Source organism: Nocardia bovistercoris, assembly GCF_015674855.1.
Classification (GTDB): Bacteria; Actinomycetota; Actinomycetes; order Mycobacteriales; family Mycobacteriaceae; genus Nocardia; species Nocardia bovistercoris.
The window spans coordinates 93,478-114,940 of record NZ_JADMLG010000020.1; the positions used below are offsets into that span (position 1 = coordinate 93,478).

Here is a 21,463-nt window from a genome sequence, read left to right on the forward strand (position 1 = left end):
TCCGACCGGATCCCGGAGGTTCCGATGACCGAGCTGAAAGGCGATGCGCCGCATCGCGTTTTCCGAGACCGGCACGAGGCGGGTCGCGTGCTCGCCGAACTGCTCGAACACTACCGAGGCGCACCGAATCTGCTGATCCTCGGATTGCCGCGTGGCGGAATTCCGGTGGCGTGGGAGGTCGCCGCCGCGCTCGACGCCCCGATGGACGCCCTCGTCGTGCGCAAGCTCGGCGCACCAGGCAATCCGGAGTTCGCCATCGGCGCGCTGTCGTCCGGGGGACGAATCGTGCTCAACGACGACCTGGTGCGCGCGCTGCGTCTGACCGCCGAGCAGGTACGCGCCGTCGCGACCGCGGAGGCCGAGGAATTGCGGCGGCGCGAGGGCGCCTACCGCGCGGGCCGCGGACCGGTCGAGGTGGCAGGGCGCACGGTGATTCTCGTCGACGACGGATCGGCCACGGGCGCGAGTATGCGCGCCGCCGTCGATGCCGTCCGGGCCGGAGAACCGGAACGTATCGTGGTCGCCGTTCCCGCCGCACCGGAATCGACCTGCCGTGAGTTGGGCGCGGCGGTGGATGAGGTGGTGTGCGCGACCGTACCGTCCCCCTTCCGCGCGGTCGGCGAGTCGTTCTGGGATTTCGCCCAGGTCACCGACGCCGCGGTACGCACGCTGATGACGACAACGACGACCGGCATCGCGGTGCCGCCGACCGACGCCGCGGCGATCGTCCGCGCCGCGGCCATCCCCGCACCGGCCGGTGTGCCCGCCGACGACGTCCTGTCCGACATCGTCGGCGCGGCCGACGTCGTGCTGATCGGGGAGAGTTCGCACGGCACAGCGGATTTCTACGCCGCCCGCGCGAAGATCACCCGGTTCCTGATCGAGCAGAAGGGATTCACCGCCGTCGCGGCCGAGGCCGACTGGCCCGACGCGCACCGGGTGAACCTGTACCTGCACGGACAGGGTCGCGACGCCACCGCCGAGCAGGCGCTGCGCGGCTTCGAGCGGTTTCCCGCGTGGATGTGGCGCAATACCGAGGTCCGCGATTTCCTGACCTGGTTGCACGAGCACAATGTCCGACAGCACGAGCACGGATCGCGACGAACCGGCTTCTACGGACTAGACCTCTACAGCCTGCACCGCTCGATGGCCGAGGTGATCGGCTATCTCGACACCGTCGACACCGTCGCGGCGCAGCGGGCCAGAATCCGCTACGGCTGCTTCGACCACACCTCCGGCGACGACGGCCAGGCATACGGGTTCGCCGCCGCCTTCGGCGCGGGCAGATCCTGTGAGGCGCAAGCGATCCGACAGCTGGTCGAACTGCAGCGCACCACCGTCGACGGCACCGAGCTCGACCCCGCGGTCGATCGACACTTCGACGCCGTGCGCAACGCGTGCTCGGTTCGTGACGCCGAGGCGTACTACCGGACGATGTTCGGCGACCGGGTCGACTCCTGGAACCTCCGAGATCGTCACATGGCCGATACCCTCGACGCACTGCGCGAGCACCTGGACGCGGGCAGGCAGCGCGACGGCGAGCAGCGCGCTCGAATCGTGGTGTGGGCGCACAATTCTCACGTCGGTGACGCGCGGGCGACCGAAATGCGCGCGCAAGGCCAACTCACCCTCGGGCAACTCGTTCGTGAACGATACGGCGAACGGTGCGTGTCGATCGGTTTCAGCACCTGCGCGGGCACCGTCACCGCGGCCGACGAGTGGGGCGGCCCCGCGCTGCGGCGCTCGGTGCGCGAGGCGTTGCCATCGAGCGTGGAGGAACTGCTGCACGACACCGGGATCGGTGAATTCGCGCTGCGTATGGACCGTCCCGGCGACGCGGTGGAGCGGCTGCGCCACCCGCGGTTGCAACGCGCCATCGGAGTGATCTACCGGCCGGGTACCGAACGACAGAGTCATTACTTCCATACGCGGGTGGCCGAGCAGTTCGACGCGCTCATCCACATCGATCGCACCACCGCGCTGGAACCGTTGGAGCCGAGCGGCGAATGGGTGGCGGGCACGATACCCGAGACCTATCCCTCCGGACTGTGAGGCTTTCGGGGATCGGCGCCGATCGGTCGGCGGACGATCACATTCGCTCACCGCGCTTCACCGCGCATCGGCGCTTCCGCACGCCGTGAAGTCGGGCGGTCCCTGATAGGGCCGGGTCAGTGCGGCGAATCCGGGTGTTGTCGCCGCGGTGACCAGGGCAGTGAGTAGATCGTCGGCCCGGTCGTGAGGCGGCGGTGCGGTGAGCACCGGACCGAAGAAGCCGTGGCCGTCGACGACGATCACGGGACTGCCCGCGCGCCCGCCGACCGCGTCTTGACTCGCCCGGTGCGCCGCGCTGACGGCGGGGTCGAGCGCATGGTCATCGAACGCGGCCACAAGACCGGGTTCGAGCCCCGCGGCGGCGAGCGCGGCCTCGACCACCGCGTTGTCGTCGGTGTGTGGGCCGCGCGGATGCAGGCGCGTCCCGAGTGCGAGATACAACGGCATGAATGCCGCGCCGCCGTGGCGTCCCACGGCGGCGGCGAACACACGTCCGACCCGGCGTGAGCGTTCGAGCATCGACGCGTGACCGGCATCGACGGACTGTCCGTCGTTGAGAACCGCCAGGCTCATCTGCTTCAGCGTGACATCGTGGTCGGTTGCGGCGGTGTCGAGCAGCCACCGCGCGGTCACCCAGGCGAACGGGCACACGGGATCCACGTATAGATCGATCTCGGTCATCGGAACCTCCTCTGTAGCGGGGCGGAGAACCTCGCCTGTTGGACAGATACCCCTGGGGGTATTCTGATAACGATGATATACCCCCCTGGGTATAAGAGGAGCTACGAGATGATCTCGACGACGACCGCAGCACGGGGCGGGCCGCAGGCCAGGCTCGGCGGGTGGTCGTGCATTCGGAGTCGTCCGCCGCGCATATACCCCGGCGGGTATCCTGATCGACGGGAACGCGAATGCGAGGAGAGACACCATGGTCGGCGACGACACCGCGATCACCGAAGTGCTCAATCGGCTGCGCCGCGCGCACGGCCAGCTGGCGGGGGTCATCTCGATGATCGAGCAGCAGCGCGACTGCAAGGACGTGGTCACCCAACTGGCCGCGGTGTCGCGTGCGCTGGACCGCGCCGGATTCAAGATCGTGGCCACCGGCTTGCGCGAATGCCTGACCGGCGACAGCGCCGAAGGGGCCGACCGGATGACCGTGGACGAGCTGGAGAAACTGTTCCTCGCCCTGGCATGAACCGCCCTCGGGACCATCGGCTCCCGGGGCGGGTCCTTCGGCCGTAGTGCCATCGCCGCGTCGGCGAGACCCTGACAGGGACGAACAGCACACGCTGCGCCGACGATGGGAGTCGAGATGGGCGACTACGTGGCCGACTTCGAACACTTGCGGCTCACCGACGCGGATCGCGCGGGCGGCAAAGGCGCGAACCTGGGTGAGCTGGTGGCCGCGGCGCTGCCGGTGCCGCCGGGGTTCGTGATCCTGCGCGCCTGCTACGAGCAGGTGATGTCGCGGGGTCCGAACGGAGCGGAACTGGACCGGCTGCACGCCGAGGCGCTCGAGGTCGTCGCCGACACCGCGCGGGTGGCCGAATTGTGTACGCGAATGCGCGAACTCGTGCACGCCACCGCGCTCGACGACACGGTGCGCGCGGCCGTGCGCACCGCTTACCACGCGCTGGGCGACCAGGTGGCGGTGGCGGTGCGCTCCTCGGCCATCGGTGAGGACAGCACGACCTCCTCCTTCGCGGGCATGAACGTCTCGCGCACCAACGTGCGCGGTGACGAGCCGCTGCTCGCCGCTGTCGCCGAGTGCTGGGCGTCGTTGTTCAGTCCCCGAGTGGTGACCTATCGCGCGCGCCGGGGCCTGCGCGGACGTCCTGTGATGGCGGTGGTGGTCCAGCGCATGGTCGCCCCGCGCGCCGCGGGTGTCGCGTTCACCGCCGATCCCGCGACGGGCCGCCGCGACCGCGTGGTGATCGATGCCGCGCGCGGACAGGGCGAAGTGGTGGTGTCCGGCGCGGCCGAGCCCGACACCTACCTGCTCGACGCGACCGGACCGACGCTGCTGGACACCCGACTCGGGCGTCAGCGTTTCGCGATCACCGACGGACCGGAGGGCGATCGCACGGTCGAGTTGAGCGCCGAACAGACCGCGACGGCGGTGCTCGACGAGAAGGAGGCCACCGCGGTGGCCCGCCTGGCCCTCGACGTCCAGCGCCACCACGGCGGCATCCCGCAGGATGTCGAGTGGGCCATCGACGCGCAGGGCGGCGTGTGGCTGGTCCAGGCGCGGCCGATCACCACTTTGCACGAGCCGTCGCCCACACCCGCCGCCGCGGGCCAGGTGCTGGCGCGCGGACTGGCCGCCGCACCGGGTCGCGCGACGGGGCCGGTGCGCGTGCTCGCCTCCCCCACCGAAGGCTTGTCGCTGCGCGACGGTGAGATCCTCGTCGCGCCGATGACCAACCCGGACTGGTTGCCCACCCTCAATCGCGCCGCGGCGGTGGTGACCGACAGCGGAGGCATGACCTGTCACGCGGCCATCGTGGCCCGTGAACTCGGCGTGCCGTGCGTGGTAGGCGCGCGCACCGCGACCACCGCGCTCACCGACGGCGCCGTGGTCACCGTCGACGGCGGCAAGGGTGAGATCCGCGCGGGCGCGACACCCGCCGCGCGCACCGAGGTCACGACCATCGCCGCGCCCGTGGCCGTGGCCGAATCGACCGCGACCCGCGTCTATGTCAACCTCGCCGTGCCCGAAGCGGCCGAGCGGGTGGCAGGCGGCGATGTCGACGGTGTCGGCCTGCTCCGCGCGGAGACGCTGCTGGTCCAGGCGCTCGGGGGACGCCATCCCCGCGACCTGATCGCACGCGGTGAACAGGAGCAATTCATCGACAGGATGGCCGAGGGCCTGTCGCGGATCACCTCCGCGTTCGCTCCGCGCCCGGTGATCTACCGAGCCACCGATCTGCGCGGCAACGAGTTCCGCGCGCTCACCGGCGGCGCCGAATACGAACCGGTGGAACAAAATCCGATGATCGGCTTCCGTGGCTGCTATCGCTACGTGCGCGAACCGGAGGTCTTCGCCCTCGAATTGGCTGCGCTGGCGCGGGTTCGGGAACGAACCCCGAACGCGCACTTGATGATTCCGTTCGTGCGGACCCGCTGGGAGTTGGAGGCGTGCCTGGAACTCGTGGACGCGAGTCCGCTGGGGCGCCAACGCGGTATGCACCGGTGGGTGATGGCCGAGGTGCCGTCGGTGGTGCATTGGCTGCCCGAATACGTCGGTCTCGGCATCGACGGCGTGTCCATCGGGAGCAACGATCTCACCCAGCTCGTCCTTGGTGTCGATCGCGACTCCGAAGTATGCGCCGAGTTGTTCGACGAGTCCGATCCGGCCGTGCTCGAGGCCATCTCGCGCATCATCGGAACCGCCCGCAGGCTGGGCATCACGTCCTCACTGTGCGGCCAGGCGCCCTCCAATCGCCCGGACTTCGCCGAACTCCTGGTTCGGCTCGGCATCACCTCGATCTCGGTCACTCCCGACGCTGTGCCGTCCGCGCGCAGGGCCGTCGCCGCGGCCGAACGCCGCATCCTGCTCGACCGCGCCCTCGATCACCGGCCGGAACGTCGCTGACCGCCGCGGTCGACACCGGCGAAGTGGCCGACTCAGTGGTCGGAGTCGGCCAGCGCGCGTATCGCCGCGTTCAACCGGACGGTGGCGTCCTCGGCCACCGGAACCAGCGCGGGTTCGTCGGTGACCTGCACCATGATGCGCGGGTTCATCGCCTCGACCACCACCGTGTCGGGTGCGGTGATGTCACGCCGGACGACGACATTGCAGGGCAGCAGCAGCCCGATGCGGCGATCGACATCGACGGCGCGATGGGCCAGCGGCGGATTGCAGGCGCCCAGGATGCGGTACTCCTCCATGTCCTCGCCGAGCTTCTCCTTCATCGTCGCGCGCATGTCGATATCGGTGAGGACGCCGAAGCCCTGATCGGCCAGTGCCGCTCTGGTGCGCTCGACGGCCTCGTCGAAGCCGGTGCGCAAGGTGGTCGACAGTGCCAAGTCCATGATTGCTCTCCCTTCCGGATCTCTCGTACCATGATACCCCTAGGGGTATTCTGCGCGTCAGTGCGCTGAGCTCGCTCGACTGCCCGTCCGGTCGCGCGCGAGCGTGAACAACGCCTCGTCCTCCTGGGCGAAATGCAAGGTGAGGATCGCGTCCAGGCCGTAGAGCGTCGCTCGCAGATCCTCGATCTGATCGGCGCGAACACCGGTGGGCGCGCTGTCGAGGTGGCGGCGGATCCGATCGACGAGGCGCTGGATCTCGGTGTGCTCACGACTCATCGTGACCATCGCCTCCGGATCGCGCAGATAGTCGGTCAGCGCCGGGTACAACTCGGTCTCCTCGGCGTGTTCGTGCGGCAGGACGTCCGCGGTCAGCAGTTCGAGCGCGCGACGCACCGCCGTGTCGACCTCGGGTCCCGGTCCGTGGGCCAGCGACTCCGCCGCCGTCTTGACCGACGCACGAGCGGCGTGCAGCCGTTCGTGTTCCCGCGCGAAACGCGCGATCAGCGGATCGATCGAGGCGCCGCGCCGACTCGCCCCGATTCTCATGGCGCGCAGCGCGTTCAGGATCACGACGACATCGATCCCCTCCTGGACCAGCGCACCCGGCGCAGGTGGCAGCAATCCGAAGGCGGCGGCGATCATCGCGAGCAGTGACAGGGCCATACCCGCCACCGCGCTCTGCACGGCGATCGCGCGAGCGCGCTGCGCGATCTCCACGGCGTCGGCGAGCCGATCGATGCGATCGTCCACGATCACCGCGTCCGCGGCCTGGACCGCCGCGGTCGAACCGCGCGAACCCAGTGCGACGCCCACGTCGGCGGCGGCCAGAGCGGGTGCGTCGTTCACCCCGTCACCGACCATCACGGTCACCCCGTCGCGGCGCTCGGCGCGGATGGCGGCGATCTTGTCACTCGGATCCGCGTCGGCGATCACCTCGGTGAGACCGAGCATGTTCGCGACCGCGACGGCATTGTCGATGCGGTCACCGGTCAGCAGGATCAACCGGCGCAGCCCCGCGGCCCGCAGGCGCCGCATGGTGCGGGCCGCGTCCGCGCGCAGCGGATCACGCACCAGCAGAGCGGCTTGCGGGACATCGTCGATCGAGACCCAGATGACGCCCGCCAGATCCAAGCGGGCCCGGCGCATCACCCAGTCCACCCACTCCCGTGCGGCCACATCCTCGGGCAGCCGCCCCACCCGGACGCGACGGCCGTCGACGTCTCCCGTCGCACCCTGTCCCGGCTCCTCCGACACCGCGTCCGCGACCGGGCGGTCGAGCCCGCGGCGGTCGGCGGCGACGGTGACGGCGCGCGCCAGGACGTGCGGGGAATACTGTTCGATCGCCGCCGCCTGCCGCAATACCCGATCGGCATCGACGCCGGGAGCGGTGATCACCTCGACCACCTCGGGCCTGCCGAGGGTGACGGTGCCGGTCTTGTCCATCGCCAGACACCGTGCGCGCCCGAGGGTCTCCAGCGCGGCGCCGCCCTTGACGACCACGCCGCAGCGGGCGCTGCGCGACATTCCGGCGGTGATCGCCACCGGAACGGCCAGCAGCAGCGGGCACGGTGTCGCGGTGACGATCACGGCGACCGCCCGCACCGGATCGCCGGAGGCGATCCAGGCGAGCACCGCCACCACGACGGCGAGGGGCAGGAACCAGGCCGCGACCCGGTCGGCCAGCCGAGCCACCGGGGCGCTGACCGCGGCGGCTTGGCGTGCCAGGGTCACGATGCCCGCGTAGGTACTGTCGGCCACCGTGGCACGGGCGCGGATATCGGCGGCCGCACCGACGTTCACGACGCCGCTGCGCACCTCGCCACCCACTCGGCGGGTGACCGGCACCGACTCGCCCGTCAACGCGGACTCGTCGAAGACTCCCGCAGTCTCGAGCACACCGTCCACCGGGACGGTCTCCCCGGACATCACCACCACGACCTCGCCCGGCGCGATCGAGTCCACGGCCACGGTCTCCAGCCCGGCGGCGCCGCGCCGATGCGCGCTGGCGGGGGCGCGACGCAGCAGTCCGGTCAGGTCGCGTCCGGCGCGCCTGTCCGCGTACGCTTCCAGCGTCCGTCCGGTCGCCACCATCAGGGCGACCAGCGCGCCCGCGAGGAATTCGCCGACCGCCAGCGCGCCGACCATGGCGATCACCGCCAGCAGGTCAGCCCCGTAGCGGCCCGCGCGCAGATCGCGCAGCACCCACCACACCGCCGGAACGATCATCACCACCGTCGCCGTCGCCCACAGCGCGCCGCAAGCCTGCGCGGCGACCGGACGGACCGCCGCACCGGTCAGCACGAGAACAGCGAGTGCCGCTGTCAGGGCGATCATCGGCCTCAGACCGCGATCCGGGGTACTGGATCGTTGTTCGCTCACCATCTCGTTCCTTCCTTCACGACACGCGACCCGCTCACGGCTCGATGTCACGGCGGCGAAACGCCGCGAGACCCGCCACGGCCAGGGCTGCGGCGAGGGCCGAGAGCCACAGCAACGGCGCGAGCGCGGCGGGCTCGAGCGGCACCCGCGGTGTGTGCTCGAACGGCGAGGCGTCGGGGAACCAGCCCGGCAGGTCGAAGGACTCGGCGAAGAGCAACGCGACGGCGCAGTAGGCGAATCCGAGCCAAGCCGCCACCGCCGACCACCGCGGGCGCGAGCCGAAGGCGAGCAGCGCGATCGCGACCACCACCCAGATCGCGGGCCAGTAGGCGACGGCGGCGAACGTCACGCGGACGGCCTCGCTCGCCGTCCGCACGGTCAGCGCGTAAGCCAGTCCGATGCCGAAACCGCCCGCGACGGCGACCGCCGCCGCACCGGCCGCCGCCACGCTCGCGTGCGCGAGCAACCACCGGGTGCGGCTCAATCGGGAGGCCAGGACGAACTCGGCGTGCCCGGCCGACTCTTCGGCGCGCGCACGCAGGACCGCGATGATCCCGAACGCCGTCGCGAGCAGGCTGGTCATCGACACCGTCAGCGCCAGGTAGGAATCGACCGCGTCGGCCGCGCCGCCCGGCAGGAACGCGGCGACGTCGGGATTGTCCGCCAGATAGTCGGCGATACTGTCGGCGAAGGAGCCATAGGCCGCGCCGAGGCCGAAGACCCCGACACACCAGGCGAGCCAGGACCCGCGCTGCAGTCGCCACGCCAGCCCCGTCGGCCCGGAGAAAGTCCACGACGCCGTGGCGGGTCCGGCGCGGTAGGGCAGCAGTCCCGCGCCGAAGTCCCGTCGCTCGAGCAGGACGAAGGCCACCGCCGTGAGCGCGACACTCGCGGCGACGAACAGCAGCACCGGCCACCATCGGTCCGCGACGTAAGGATAGGTGCGCTGGCCCCATCCGAACGGCGACAGCCACGACGCCGTACCGTCGCCGACGTCACCGATCGCGCGCAGTACATACGCGGCCACCAGCGCCGAACTCACCGCCGCGTAGACGCCGCGCGGATTCTCGAACACCTGCGCGGCCACCGTGGTCAGCGCGGCGAAACTGGATCCGATGCCCGCGACCGCGACACCGGTGAGTATCGAACCCGCGATCGGAAGGCCGGTCGCGATCCCGACGCAGGCCACCACCGCGGCGACGCAGGCGTCGGCGATCAGCGCGACCCCGAGTGCCGCGACCGCGGGTGCGCGGCGCCCGACCCGCGCCGAGCGGATCAGCTCGTCGCGTCCGGCTTCCTCGTCGGAGCGGGTGTGGCGGCCGATCAGAAACATGTTCATCAGCGCGACCACGATCCCCATGTAGGCGAAGACCTCGAACAGCACCTCGCCGCCGATCGTGTCCAGCGATCGGATCGGCCCGCCCAGCGCGACCGCGGCGGCGCTGGCGCCCATCATCTCGCGCAACCCGGCCAGCGCGGCCGGACTGTCGTAGAGACGTTGGCTGCTCACCGATTGCATCGCGAACAACGCGCCCGCGCCCACCAGCCAACACGGCAACGCGAACCGTTCTCGGCGCAGCGCGAACACCACCAACGCGCCCGCACCGCTCGCACTGCCCACCGCGCGCGCCGACGTGGTCATCGCGACGCCTCCACCGGCTCGGCTCCGTAGTGGCGCAGGAAGATGTCCTCCAGCGTCGGAGGTGTGCTGGTCAGGCCACGCACACCGGAGTCGAGCAGCACCCGCAGCACCGCGTCCAGACGGTCGTTGTCGACGGCGAACCTGGCCCGATTGCCCTCGAATATCGGATCATGCACTCCGGCAAGGCTTTCCAGTCCGACCGGTGGACGTTCGGTCTCGACGGTCACCACGGTGCGGGTGAGGTGCCGCAATTGCGTCAATGTCCCGCTCTCCACGGTGCGGCCGTGCCGAATGATGCTGACCCGATCGCACAGCGCCTCGACCTCGGCCAGGATATGGCTCGACAACAGCACCGTCGCGCCGCGCGCGGTCGCCTCCCGGACGCACTTCTGGAATTCGGCCTCCATCAATGGATCGAGCCCCACCGTCGGTTCGTCGAGCAGCAACAGTTCGGCATCGGAGGCCAACGCGGCCACCAGCGCCACCTTCTGGCGGTTTCCCTTCGAATACGCGCGCGCTCGCTTGTGCGGGTCCAGATCGAAACGCTCGAGAAGTTCGGCGCGCCTACGCCGATCGACACCGCCGTGCAGTCTGCCCATCAGATCGATGACCTCGCCGCCGGTGACACCCGGCCAGAGGGTGACCTCGCCGGGCACGTAGGCGAGGCGGCCGTGCATGGCCACGGCATCGCGCCACGGGTCGCCGCCCAGCAACCGCACGGTTCCGGAGTCCGCACGCAACAAGCCGAGCAGCACACGGATCGTGGTGGTCTTCCCGGAGCCGTTCGGCCCGAGAAACCCGTGGACTTCCCCGGTGCGCACCGACAGATCCATCCCGTCCAGGGCTCGCACACGGCCGAAGGACTTCGTCAATCCCACGATCGAGATGGCGCAGGTCTCATCGATGGCGGATGCGGCATCCATATCGGATTCCCTTCGTCACTCGGCCGAGTGAGAACCCGGCCGAGTCCAGTGTCGATTCACGACGGCGAGTCGGTCAGGGCCGATCGTCCTACGATGACGGGTCCGGAGACCTCGTCCGCGAGCACCTCCGTGCCCGCGGACGTACGGACCCGACGTCGCCGTCGCCTCGCACGCGACCACTCGTCGACGCCCCACACGATCACCGGAAACGGGAGCACCGACGCCACCATCCACGCGGGCAGCGCGGCGGTGCCGAATACGGTCTGCAACGGGGGCGCGTAGACCAGCGCCGACGCGAAGACGATCTCGAAGAGGCAGCCGCCGAGCAGCAGGCGGTTGGACCAGAATCCGATCGAGCGCAGCGACGCGTATTCGGTGCGGGCGGCGAAGGCCGTACCGAGCTGGCAGGACACGATGCCAAGAAAGGTGACCGTGGTGGCCTGGAGGTAGGTGTGATGCAGAGCGGAACCGGCGTCGACGTCGGCGCCGGGACGCCAGCCCGCCGACAACAGGACGACGAAGTACGCGCCCGTGACCAGGACGGCCGACACGACGCCCAGAATCCCCCACGCTCGCAACAGCATCCGGCGCGTGATGACGCCCTCGGAGCGTGGCCGAGGCGGTTTGTCCATCACTCCCGGTTCGGCGGTCTCGCGCCCGAGAGCGAGCGCGGGCAGGGTCTCCGTGCCCAGGTCGATGGCGAGGATCTGCAAAACCGTCAGCGGCAGCGGAATCGCGCCGCCGGACAGCGCGAACAGCAGGAACGGCACGACTTCGGGCACCGCGTGGGCGAAGATGTAGAGCACGAACTTGCGGACGTTGTCGAATACCCGGCGGCCTTCCTCGATGCCGGCGGCGATGGTGGCGAAGTTGTCGTCGGTCAGCACGAGCGTCGCGGCTTCGCGCGCCACATCGGTGCCGCCGCGTCCCATCGCGACGCCGATATCGGCGCGCCGCAGCGCCGGGGCGTCGTTCACGCCGTCACCGGTCATCGCGACGACCTCGCCGTTGACGCGCAACGCGTCGGCGATCCGCAGCTTGACCTCCGGTGTCGCGCGGGCGAACACGATCTCGCCCGGCTGGGCGAGCAATTCGTCGAGCCCCTCGTCGGAGAGCGCCTCGATCGCCGCGCCGTCGAGCACGCGATCCGCGCCGATTCCGACCTGCCGGGCGATTTCGGCGGTGGTCCGGCCGTTGTCTCCGCTGATGACGTGAACCCGGATCCCCGCGCGGTGCACAGCCGCCACCGCATCGGCGACCTCGGCGCGGGGCGGATCGAGCAACGCGACCAGACCGAGGAAGGTGAGGTCGGTCTCGACCGCGCGCCGATCGTCGGGCGCGGCTCCCACCCAGTCGCGGCGCGCGACGGCCAGTACCCGCAACCCCCTGTCGGCCAACGCTTCGACCTGACCGCGGGCCCGCTCCAGCGCCGCGGTATCGGCCGGTGCCGTGACGCACAGCGGCAGCACCGCCTCCGGCGCCCCTTTGACGTGCACGGCCAGGCCGTGGTCGCCGTCGTCCATCGTCGACATCATCCGCACCTGCGGATCGAACGGGTACAGCGCGCGGCGGCCCTCGTCGCGCTGCGCGGTGGTGACCGTGACACCGAGCGAGTCCGCGTATCGAAGCAGAGCGATCTCCATCGGATCGCCGGACGCCTGCTCCCCGAGGTCCGCGCTCGAACACAGGGCCAAGGCGCGCGCCACCGCCGGATCGGTCGAGGTCGCCGTGACCACCCGCATGTCGTCGGCTGTCAGCGTGCCGGTCTTGTCGGTGCAGATCACGGTGGTCGAACCGAGGGTCTCGACCGCCGACAATCGCCGAACGACCGCGCCGCGTCGCGCCATCGACCGCACCCCGGCGGCCAGCGCGAGGGTGATCGTCGGCAGCAGTCCCTCGGGCACATTGGCCACCAAAAGGCCGATGGCGAAGAGGAACGCCGCCGACAACGACAAGCCCGCGACGAGTCCCAGCGGCAGGAAGGCGGCGCCGACCGCGACCGCCACCGCCGCGATCAACCACGCCACTCGCCGGATCTGGCGTTCCAGCGGGCTCGGCTCCTGGCGGACCCGTTGCGACAGCGCCGCGATGCGGCCGAGTTCGGTGTGCACGCCGGTACCGTGCACGACGGCGCGGCCCGCCCCGGCGGTACACAGCGTGCCGCTGAACACCAACACCGGCGAGTCGACGGCACGGTCGGCGCTGTCGGTGGTCGCCGCACCGCGGGTCACCGGATTCGATTCCCCGGTCAGCGCGGACATGTCCACCTGCACCGTCCCGTCGAGCAAGCGCGCGTCCGCCGGTATCCGCTCCCCCTCCTCGATGACCAGCACATCCCCGCGGACGACCTCGGGCACGGCGATCGGCATCCGCCGACCGTCCCTGACCACCGTCACCCGCTGCGGCAGGAACCGGCCCAACGCCGCCACCGCGTGCTCGGCCTGGCTCTCCTGCCAGAAGGCCAGCACCGCGTTGAGGATCACGACCACGATCACCGCGACGCCCAACGGCGCGGCCCCGGAGACGAATGCCAGCCCGGCGGCCAACCACAGCAGCAAGGCGAGCGGGTGGACGAATTGCCTGCCCAACGCGATCCACCAGTGGTGTTCGGAGCGCTGCGGTAGCTCGTTGCGGCCGTACAGTTGCAGCCGCCGTGCCGCCTCACGCCCGGACAGTCCCTCCGGGGCGGTGCGCAGGTCTCGCATGAGCGCCGTGGCGGGTTCCCTCGGGTCGACCCGGCGCTGCTCGGATTCGACGGCGGCGTGTTCGCGACTCACCCTTCGAGAGTCGGCCACCCACCGGGGTGATCGCTGCCTACGGAAGTCCTCGAAACGGTGTGCGGACGTCCCGAAACGCCCACCGGCGCGTGCCGAAACGTCCACGAGGACCAAAGTCACCGGCGATCGGGAGTTGTTCCCGTGTCCGGATCGGCACTGCGCGCGAAGACTCGACCCATGACCGACAGCGACCTTTCCCTCGTGCCCGATCGACCCACGATGCTGGCGGCTATGCAAGCAGCGGGCCGCGCTCCGTCGGTGCACAACACCCAGCCCTGGCGCTGGGTCCTCGACGGCGCCGGATTACGGTTGTATCGCGACGACCGCCGATTGCTCGACGTGGCCGACCCGGCGGGCAGACAACTCGTCATCAGCTGTGGCGCGATGCTGCATCACGCGCGCACCGCCTTCGCCGCCGCGGGCTGGCACACCGATACCGTCCGCATCCCCGATCCCGGACGCCCGGAATGGCTGGCCACCATCGAGTTCCGCCGCTGGAGCACGCCGCCCGCGCAGATCGTCGCCCGCGCCGAAGCGATCATGCGCCGCCGCACCGAACGCCTGCCGATGCGCGAACCCGAGCGGTGGGAGGAACTGGAGCACCGGCTACGCGCGTTGGCGCGCTATCCCGACGTCGTCTTCGACGTCCTCGACGACTCCGCCCGCCCCCGGCTGGCCGTCGCCTCCGAGCAATCGGCCGCCGTGCAGCGCTACGATATGCAGTACCAGAGCGAATTACACTGGTGGACAGCACATTCCAAGCCTTCGGAGGGAATCCCGCGCGAAGCCCTCGCCGCCGGGCGCGACGCCGCCAACACCCCGATCCGACGCACCTTCCCCACGGTGCGACACCCACCCGAACGCGCGGACCACCCCGATCGAGCCGAACTGGTGGTGCTCAGCACCCACGGCGATTCGACCGCCCAGTGGCTCGCCGTCGGCGAGGCGCTCTCGGCCGTGCTGCTGGAATGCACGGTGTCGGGCGCGGCCAGTTGCGCGCTGACCCACCTGACCGAGTTGCCCGCCGCGCGCAGGCTCATCGCCGAACTGATCGACCATCAGATCATTCCGCAAGTGGTCATTCGCATCGGAGCCGACGACAGCGCCTCGAGCCCGCGCACGCCGCGACGCGCCGTCGAGGAATTCCTCACCCTCGACGAAACGCCCGATCGGATCCGGTGACCACCGAGGACGGGCCGTTCGTCCCGGCTGTCCGGGCACGAAGGCTCTGACCTGCCACAGCGTCAGGCGCGAGGCTGGATCGCATGGAATCGAACAACACTCGCATCGCAGTCCTGTACGCCACCGCCCAGGGTTCGTGTCGGGACATCGCCGAATTCATCGCCGCCCACCTGATCGCCCGTGGCGCGAGGGTCGAGTTGGCCGAGGTCGAACACGCGCCCGAACTCGAGCTCTTCGACGCCGTGGTCTTCGGCAGCGCCGTTCACGACCGGGCGCTGCTCCCCGAAGCCGACGCCTACCTGCGCACCCACCGCGACGCGCTGACGTCTCGACCGGTATGGCTGTTCAGCGTCGGTATCGGCCCCTCGCTGCGCGGACCGATCGGGCGCAGGCTGGCTCGGATCGTGCCGCCCGACGTCGCCGAGATCCGCGAGATGATCTCCCCACGCGCCTACCGGGCGTTCGCGGGCTACTGCTCGCGTGCCGACCTACCGGTGCCCTCGCGCGTGGTGTACCGGTTGATCGGCGGCGCGCGCTACGGCGATCTTCGCGACTGGGACCAGATCCGCGACTGGACCGACAACCTCGCCGACGAACTCGGTCTGCCGAGCACCGACTCGGAGAAGGCTCCGCAATCCTGACCGATCTATCACCGGACCACTACACCTGCACCGGGAACGGAAAACGGATCGTGTCCTGGAAGCTCAGCCTCCGAGGACACGATCCGAACCGCCGCGGCCTGTCGCACGGCATTCACTCCAGCGGGCGCACCACATCCGCCAGCGCGCGACGCGGGGTGGCCACAATCTCGTCGGCGGTCGTGGACGCCCACCCCACTCGAACGATCAGTTGCGGAAACCCACTGTCGGACAGCACATCCGAGCGCACCAGCTCCCGAGTACCCGGCAATTCCAGCGGCTCGGTCAACGGACACGTGGCCAGTCCGAACACCGTCGCCGACAGCAGCACCGCGCTGGTCGCCTCGCCCGCCCGCAACCGGGACAGCTCGTCGTCGGAACCGGTGTGCACCAAGAGCAGCGTGCCGTCGTCGTCGAGGTCGCGCAGCACCGCCTCGGTCAGCGTGTGCGCATGGAATTCCCTGGTCAGCGGATCGGCGGCGAGGACAGCGTTGCGCGCGGGAACGCCCTCGGCGTCGGCGTGACGGCCGGTCCATCGCGCGAGTTCGTCCTGGTAGCCAGGGTCGGCCCGATGCACCGCGGCCGCCGTGCGGAACGCTTCGACGAGCCGGATCCTGGTGGCGCCGCCCGGTATCTCGGTCACCATCGCGCCTTCCTCGACACCAGCGGCGCACATGGCGGCGACGAAGCCATCGGGCACTTCCCAAGAAGTGGGCCTGCGCCTGTCCGTACGCCGGTTCTCGATCGCGCGCGCCGACGCGACCACGTCCGCGGTCGGAGTCGTCGGAAGGAATTCCACCGCCGCGAGATGCCGGTGGTCCTCCCGATTGGGAAACCGATGGACCACCGTGTTCCAGCCGAAGGACCGCGCGGCCACCCGGAAGTGGTGCAGCGCGGCGCCGCAGCTGATGAGCAGGTCCCGCCGGTCCGGATCGGCGTGGTTGAGCCCGCGTTCGTCGTCGGCGTACAGGTGGACGGTCGTGTCGCCGACGCGCCAGCGCCACGGTTGGGTGTTGTGCACCGAAGGCGCGCGCACGGCCAAGGCCAACGCTGCCTTGACGGTCTCGGCATCGGGATGTCTGGTCACGGGGCCACCTCGCTTCGGACGACGATCATGGGGCACTTCACCGAGTGCAGAAGTGAGTTACTGGTCGACCCGAGGGTCATGGTCGCGAATCCACCGCGACCGCGACTGCCGACCACGAGCAATTGCGCGTCCGCCGACTCCTCGAGCAGCGCACGGGCAGGCCGGTCGCAGACCACGATCCGCCGCACCGTCACATCGGGGTAGCGCTCCCGGTAACCCGCCAATTGTTCGGCCAGCAGCACGTGCTCGGACTCGCGCACGGCATCCCAGCCGGGGAGCGGGACGGCGAGCCCCGTCGAATCGCTCCAGGTGTGCAGCGCGATCAGACCGACCTTGCGCAGCGACGCTTCCGCGAAGGCCAGCTCGATCGCGGGCCTGCTGTTCTCGCTGCCGTCGACACCGACCAGCACCGGCCGCGTCTTCCAGTCCTCGGTCAGGCCCGCGATGTCGTGGACGACCGCGACCGGACAGTGCGCATGCCGGGTGACCGCCGTACTGACCGATCCGAGCAGACCGCGGCGGAACGCGCCGATGCCGCGCCTGCCGACGACCATCATGGCCGCGGATCTCGATCGCTCGACAAGCATCGGCCGAACCTCCTCGAAGGCGACCTCGGTGCTGATCCGCAGCTCCTCGCCGGGCACCGCGACTCGGGCGATCCGCGCGGCTTCGGTCACGATGCGTGCACCGTCACGGTTCATGTACTCGATGTCGTTCTCCGACAACGTGAGTCCGGGGCCGTAGCCCTCGGGCAACCCCATCGAAACAAGGATGTGCAGCGGCCATCGATGCGCGACCGCCGTGGCGGCGGCCCACGCCGCCGCCTGATAAGCACTCGCCGATCCGTCGACAGCCACCACCACCGGCGAACCGGGAGCTTGGGCAGAGTAGTCGGCCATCGTCCCGCCTTTCGTTCTCTTCTCCGTCCACCCGAGCATCCCTCCGCGAAGCGACTCGGGGGCAGGGACGAAAGTCCCGGCTCCGACGGGCATCCGACATCAGCTCGCCGCCTCGTGCGTAGGGCCGCTACCCGAAAAGTCGGTTCGACGCTGTCGCCGCCGATCCCGTGCGACGACTCGGTGATGGTGTGCGCGCGATGGGGCGCGGTCAGCGCGACGTCGTCCCGCACATCGGCGGGGTCGGCGCGTCGAGTACCTCCGAGATCGCGCGGCGCGGCACAACGGGCACGGTACCGATGTCGTCGGGCCATCCGATGCGGATCACCGCTTGCGGGTCGAAGGCGTCACCGAGCACCGCGGTCCTGATGCGCCTGCGCAGGTCGGGAAGTCCGAGCGGTTCGGTGAGCAGGCAGGTCGACAATCCGATATTGGTGGCGGTCAGCAGGACCGCGCTCACGGCCTCACCCGCCCGCAGGCGGGTCTCGCGGTCGTCACCCGCGGTGCCGATCACCAACAATTCGGCGTAGTCGGGCTCACGCGAGGTGTCCACCATGCGGGGAGCGGCGAAGGCACGGCTCGGGATTCCCTGCCCGGGGCGCGGTCGCGGGGTGTTCGCGGCGGGAACTCCGTCGGTGCCGTCGTGGCGACCGCTCCATTCGGCGAGTTCGAGTTGATAGCCGGGATCACCGGTGCGGCGGCGCGCGGCTTCGTAGAGGGTCTCGACCAATGCCCGGCGCGGCTCGTACGTGGCTTGGCGCACCACCGCGCCGTTGGCCGCCGCCCGTTCGGTGACCAGACTCAGGTAGCCGGGCGGGATCGGTTGCGAGGTGTAGTGGCGGCGATCGGTGCGGCGGCGCGCGATCGCCGCACACAGCGCGAGATCGGTCATGGTCGGTCGGTGACGGACCAGTTCGAGGGTGGCCAGGTGATCAGGATCGCTCGGGTCCGGTAGTCGGTCCACGATCGCCGACCAACCCTGCGCAGCCAGCGCGACGCGCAAATGGTGCAGCACGGCGCCGCAACTGAGGAGCAGATCGCGCTGGTCGGGGTCGGTGGCGGGCAGTGCGCGCGTCGGGTCGAGATACAGATGCAGGCCGCGGTCGGTGATGCGGAACCGCCACGGCTGGGTGTTGTGCACCGACGGCGCCCGTACCGCGAGGGTGAGCGCGGCTTCGACGAGATCGTCATCGAGCGTTCCGTAACGCATCCGGCCTTCCTTCCGTCTCGAATAGCCCGACATCCCACGCTGTCATCGATCGTCCTACCCGGTAAGAGCAGGATGACACTTGGTAGTGGGACCTCCACGGTGTCATTCGCGGCCCCCCGAACGGACGCGACCGCTGCAAGTTTCGTCGTAGCGCGCAGGCAACGGGAGGGAAGAAAGTCATCCGACATCCGGCCACATGGCACCACCACCGCGCCGAGTACCGCCGTGTGCCCGGCGGTACCACAAGACGAACCGGACGGCCCTCGAGATCGAGGACTTTCGACCGTGCCCGCCGCGACGGACTCTCGGCCATCGTTGGGGCATCCACTTCCGAAGAGAGGGGTTGGTCACGGTGTTCGATCTCCACGGCCGAAGCGCCGTCGTGACGGGCGGCGCGCGCGGCATCGGCGCGGCCGTCGCCCGCACACTCGTCGAGGCCGGACTCGGTGTCGTAGTCGCCGACCTACTCGACCGCGAGGGCAAGGCAACGGCCGACGCGCTCGGTAGCAGGGCCGTGTTCTGCCACCTCGATGTGTCGGACGAAGATCAATGGCGGCAGGTTCTCGACGAGGCCGAGGCGAACTACGGACCGCTGGCGGTCCTGGTCAACAACGCGGGCATCGTCGATTTCGGCGGTATCGAATCGGAAGCTCCGGCGATGTTCCGCCACGTACTGGACATCGACCTCGTCGGGCCGTGGCTCGGAATGCATCACGCGGCACCTCGGCTACGCGCCGCGGGCGACGGTGTCATCGTCAACATCTCCTCGACCGCGGGCCTGACCGGATACTCCGGTCTCGCGGGCTACGTGGCGAGCAAATGGGGTCTGCGCGGGTTGACGAAGGCCGCCGCGCTCGAACTGGGCGACGCCGGGGTCCGTGTCTGTTCGGTTCACCCCGGTCCGATCCGCACGCCGATGACGGCGGGCCTGGACCCACACATGGCGGTCACACAGCCGCTGGCCCGATTCGGCGAACCCGATGAGGTCGCCGCCATGGTGCGTTTCATCGTCGAGGGGGCGACGTATTCGACCGGGTCGGAATTCGTGCTCGACGGCGGCTCCACCGCGGGCCTGGTCCTGGCCGAACCCGCCGGGGAAGGTGCGTGACGGTGTCGGCCCCGACGTGCCTGTACGAGACGCACAGTGGAGTGGTCACCCTGTACGGGGATCGAGCATTCAAGGTGAAGAAGCCGATCGCCACCGACTTCCTCGACTTCAGCACGCCGGAGTCGCGCGAACAAGCCTGCGCACGGGAACTGGAACTCAATCGCCGCATGGCGCCGGACGTCTATCTCGGCATCGCCCACTTCGTCGACCCGACCGCACGATCCGCCGAGCCGGTCCTCGTCATGCGCCGCATGCCGCGGCAGCGGCGACTTTCCACCCTCGTCGCCGACCCGACGTGGGACAGCACCCGACTGTCCGCGCTCGCGACCATGATCGCCGATTTCCACGACGAGGCGCGCCGCGGACCCGAGATCGACGCCGAAGGTAGCCCCGACCGGCTGGAGAGTCGGTGGCTGTCGTTGATTCGCCCGCTGCGAGCGCGGCCTTCGGTCGACACCGACCGGCTGGCGCGCGTCGAACACCTGGCGTTGCGCTTCATCCGGGGGCGAGGACACCTGTTCGCCCAGCGCGTCGCCGAAGGCATGATCGTCGACGGTCACGGCGATCTGCTCGCCCAGGACATCTTCGACCTGCCCGACGGATTCCGGGTGCTGGACTGTCTCGACTTCGACGACCGGCTGCGCTACCTCGACCGCCTCGACGACATCGCCTTCCTCGCCATGGATCTGGAATTCCTCGGCCGCGGCGACCTCGGCACGGCGCTGCTCGCGGCGTACCGGCGGCGGACCGGCGACTCGGCTCCCGACGCCTTGGTCCACCACTACATCGCCTACCGCGCGCTGGTGCGAGCCAAGGTCGATCTCATCCGCGCCGACCAAGGTGCGGAAAGCGCCGCGGAGCGCGCCGAGCGTCATCTCGTGATCACCGAACGCCATCTCGCCGAGGCGGCGGTTCGTCTCGTGCTCGTCGGCGGGCTGCCCGGTACCGGCAAATCCACCGTCGCCGCCGAACTCGCCGCGGCCACCGGCGCAACGGCATTGTCCAGTGACCACGTCCGGCGCGAACTACTCGCCACCGGTGAGCTCGACGGCACGCCGGGATCTTTCGGGGCGGGTCTGTACTCGCCGGACAACAAGGCCCGCGTGTACCGGGAACTGCTGATCCGAGCCGAGCAGCGACTCGAGTCCGGTGTATCGGTCGTGCTCGACGCCAGCTGGATCGAAGCCGACGAGCGGACGCACGCACGGGATCTCGCCGTCCGAGTCGGCGCGGATCTGATCGAGTTGCAATGCGTCTGTCCGCCCGGAGTCGCCGCCGAGCGGATCGCGGCTCGTCACCGCACGGATTCCGACGCGACGGCTGCCATCGCGGCCGACATGGGTCGAGCGGAGAAGACGTGGCGCGACGCCGTTCGGCTCGATACCGATCGCGCCCTCCCACACACGGTCGGCGATGCTGTCCGAATCTGGCGGAACGGTGGACAATACAAGACGACCGTACCGTCGGTCGCCGCACCACTTCCGGTGCGGTCATGCCTCGTCCCCTGAGCGGAATCCGGAAGGAAGTAGCG

General features: G+C 70.0%; 16 protein-coding genes. 7 read left to right on the forward strand and 9 right to left on the reverse strand.

Features of this window, described 5'->3' with window-relative positions:
- Nucleotides 1–24 precede the first annotated feature (24 nt).
- Nucleotides 25–2,052: an erythromycin esterase family protein gene (locus tag IT779_RS32790; RefSeq protein ID WP_196153363.1), complete on the forward strand. Its 2,028-nt coding sequence runs from the start codon at nt 25–27 to the stop codon at nt 2,050–2,052.
- Between the two features lie 57 nt (nt 2,053–2,109).
- Here IT779_RS32790 and IT779_RS32795 read toward each other — a convergent pair whose 3' ends face one another.
- Nucleotides 2,110–2,733, reverse strand: a complete 624-nt coding sequence (locus IT779_RS32795; RefSeq protein WP_196153364.1) for a mycothiol-dependent nitroreductase Rv2466c family protein — start codon at nt 2,731–2,733, stop codon at nt 2,110–2,112.
- Between the two features lie 247 nt (nt 2,734–2,980).
- On the opposite strand from IT779_RS32795, the gene IT779_RS32800 reads away from it, so the two are divergent.
- Together IT779_RS32800 and ppsA are read left to right on the forward strand one after the other, a co-directional pair.
- Nucleotides 2,981–3,250, forward strand: a complete 270-nt coding sequence (locus IT779_RS32800) for a metal-sensitive transcriptional regulator (protein WP_196153365.1) — start codon at nt 2,981–2,983, stop codon at nt 3,248–3,250.
- Between the two features lie 117 nt (nt 3,251–3,367).
- Nucleotides 3,368–5,650 (forward strand): phosphoenolpyruvate synthase, encoded by a 2,283-nt coding sequence (gene ppsA, locus IT779_RS32805; RefSeq protein WP_196153366.1) that lies wholly within the window; start codon nt 3,368–3,370, stop codon nt 5,648–5,650.
- Nucleotides 5,651–5,682: 32 nt separating this feature from the next.
- Here ppsA and IT779_RS32810 read toward each other — a convergent pair whose 3' ends face one another.
- Genes IT779_RS32810 through IT779_RS32830 form a run of 5 tightly spaced genes read right to left on the reverse strand, consistent with a single transcriptional unit; the run spans nt 5,683 to nt 13,811 of the window.
- Nucleotides 5,683–6,090 carry a DUF302 domain-containing protein gene (locus tag IT779_RS32810; RefSeq protein ID WP_196153367.1) on the reverse strand — a complete coding sequence of 136 codons (408 nt, stop codon included), beginning with the start codon at nt 6,088–6,090 and terminating at the stop codon, nt 5,683–5,685.
- A gap of 57 nt (nt 6,091–6,147) precedes the next feature.
- On the reverse strand, nt 6,148–8,469 hold the full coding sequence (locus IT779_RS32815; protein ID WP_332839065.1) for a heavy metal translocating P-type ATPase: 2,322 nt from the start codon (nt 8,467–8,469) through the stop codon (nt 6,148–6,150).
- 34 nt (nt 8,470–8,503) lie between these two features.
- Nucleotides 8,504–10,111 (reverse strand): ABC transporter permease, encoded by a 1,608-nt coding sequence (locus tag IT779_RS32820; RefSeq protein WP_196153369.1) that lies wholly within the window; start codon nt 10,109–10,111, stop codon nt 8,504–8,506.
- Complete coding sequence (locus IT779_RS32825) at nt 10,108–11,034, reverse strand: ABC transporter ATP-binding protein (RefSeq protein ID WP_196153370.1); 927 nt, start codon at nt 11,032–11,034, stop codon at nt 10,108–10,110. Before IT779_RS32825 ends, IT779_RS32820 begins: the two co-directional genes overlap by 4 nt.
- A 56-nt stretch (nt 11,035–11,090) precedes the next feature.
- On the reverse strand, nt 11,091–13,811 hold the full coding sequence (locus IT779_RS32830; RefSeq protein ID WP_332839066.1) for a cation-translocating P-type ATPase: 2,721 nt from the start codon (nt 13,809–13,811) through the stop codon (nt 11,091–11,093).
- A 177-nt stretch (nt 13,812–13,988) separates the two neighbouring features.
- Between IT779_RS32830 and IT779_RS32835 the strand changes: the two genes are divergently transcribed.
- Together IT779_RS32835 and IT779_RS32840 are read left to right on the forward strand one after the other, a co-directional pair.
- Nucleotides 13,989–14,993 carry an Acg family FMN-binding oxidoreductase gene (locus IT779_RS32835; RefSeq protein ID WP_196153371.1) on the forward strand — a complete coding sequence of 335 codons (1,005 nt, stop codon included), beginning with the start codon at nt 13,989–13,991 and terminating at the stop codon, nt 14,991–14,993.
- An 83-nt stretch (nt 14,994–15,076) separates the two neighbouring features.
- Nucleotides 15,077–15,634 (forward strand): flavodoxin domain-containing protein, encoded by a 558-nt coding sequence (locus IT779_RS32840; RefSeq protein WP_196153372.1) that lies wholly within the window; start codon nt 15,077–15,079, stop codon nt 15,632–15,634.
- 112 nt (nt 15,635–15,746) lie between these two features.
- Here IT779_RS32840 and IT779_RS32845 read toward each other — a convergent pair whose 3' ends face one another.
- From IT779_RS32845 to IT779_RS32855, 3 genes are all read right to left on the reverse strand, one after another.
- Nucleotides 15,747–16,718, reverse strand: coding sequence for an Acg family FMN-binding oxidoreductase (locus IT779_RS32845; RefSeq protein WP_196153373.1), 972 nt, complete (start codon nt 16,716–16,718; stop codon nt 15,747–15,749).
- Nucleotides 16,715–17,617, reverse strand: a complete 903-nt coding sequence (locus IT779_RS32850; RefSeq protein WP_196153374.1) for a universal stress protein — start codon at nt 17,615–17,617, stop codon at nt 16,715–16,717. Before IT779_RS32850 ends, IT779_RS32845 begins: the two co-directional genes overlap by 4 nt.
- Before the next feature lie 208 nt (nt 17,618–17,825).
- Nucleotides 17,826–18,824, reverse strand: a complete 999-nt coding sequence (locus IT779_RS32855; RefSeq protein WP_196153375.1) for an Acg family FMN-binding oxidoreductase — start codon at nt 18,822–18,824, stop codon at nt 17,826–17,828.
- A gap of 352 nt (nt 18,825–19,176) precedes the next feature.
- Between IT779_RS32855 and IT779_RS32860 the strand changes: the two genes are divergently transcribed.
- On the forward strand, nt 19,177–19,932 hold the full coding sequence (locus IT779_RS32860) for an SDR family oxidoreductase (protein ID WP_196153376.1): 756 nt from the start codon (nt 19,177–19,179) through the stop codon (nt 19,930–19,932).
- A 2-nt stretch (nt 19,933–19,934) separates the two neighbouring features.
- Entirely contained in the window at nt 19,935–21,440 is a 1,506-nt protein-coding gene (locus IT779_RS32865) for a bifunctional aminoglycoside phosphotransferase/ATP-binding protein (RefSeq protein WP_332839067.1), read from the forward strand.
- The last annotated feature ends 23 nt before the right edge of the window (nt 21,441–21,463 follow it).

Excerpts from the sequence above, each read along its gene's own strand:
- IT779_RS32790 (WP_196153363.1), top strand. The coding sequence starts at position 25 with ATGACCGAGCTGAAAGGCGATGCGCCGCATCGCGTTTTCCGAGACCGG.
- IT779_RS32795 (WP_196153364.1), bottom strand. The coding sequence starts at position 2,733 with ATGACCGAGATCGATCTATACGTGGATCCCGTGTGCCCGTTCGCCTGG.
- IT779_RS32800 (WP_196153365.1), top strand. The coding sequence starts at position 2,981 with ATGGTCGGCGACGACACCGCGATCACCGAAGTGCTCAATCGGCTGCGC.
- ppsA (WP_196153366.1), top strand. The coding sequence starts at position 3,368 with ATGGGCGACTACGTGGCCGACTTCGAACACTTGCGGCTCACCGACGCG.
- IT779_RS32810 (WP_196153367.1), bottom strand. The coding sequence starts at position 6,090 with ATGGACTTGGCACTGTCGACCACCTTGCGCACCGGCTTCGACGAGGCC.
- IT779_RS32820 (WP_196153369.1), bottom strand. The coding sequence starts at position 10,111 with ATGACCACGTCGGCGCGCGCGGTGGGCAGTGCGAGCGGTGCGGGCGCG.
- IT779_RS32825 (WP_196153370.1), bottom strand. The coding sequence starts at position 11,034 with ATGGATGCCGCATCCGCCATCGATGAGACCTGCGCCATCTCGATCGTG.
- IT779_RS32835 (WP_196153371.1), top strand. The coding sequence starts at position 13,989 with ATGACCGACAGCGACCTTTCCCTCGTGCCCGATCGACCCACGATGCTG.
- IT779_RS32840 (WP_196153372.1), top strand. The coding sequence starts at position 15,077 with ATGGAATCGAACAACACTCGCATCGCAGTCCTGTACGCCACCGCCCAG.
- IT779_RS32850 (WP_196153374.1), bottom strand. The coding sequence starts at position 17,617 with ATGGCCGACTACTCTGCCCAAGCTCCCGGTTCGCCGGTGGTGGTGGCT.
- IT779_RS32855 (WP_196153375.1), bottom strand. The coding sequence starts at position 18,824 with ATGCGTTACGGAACGCTCGATGACGATCTCGTCGAAGCCGCGCTCACC.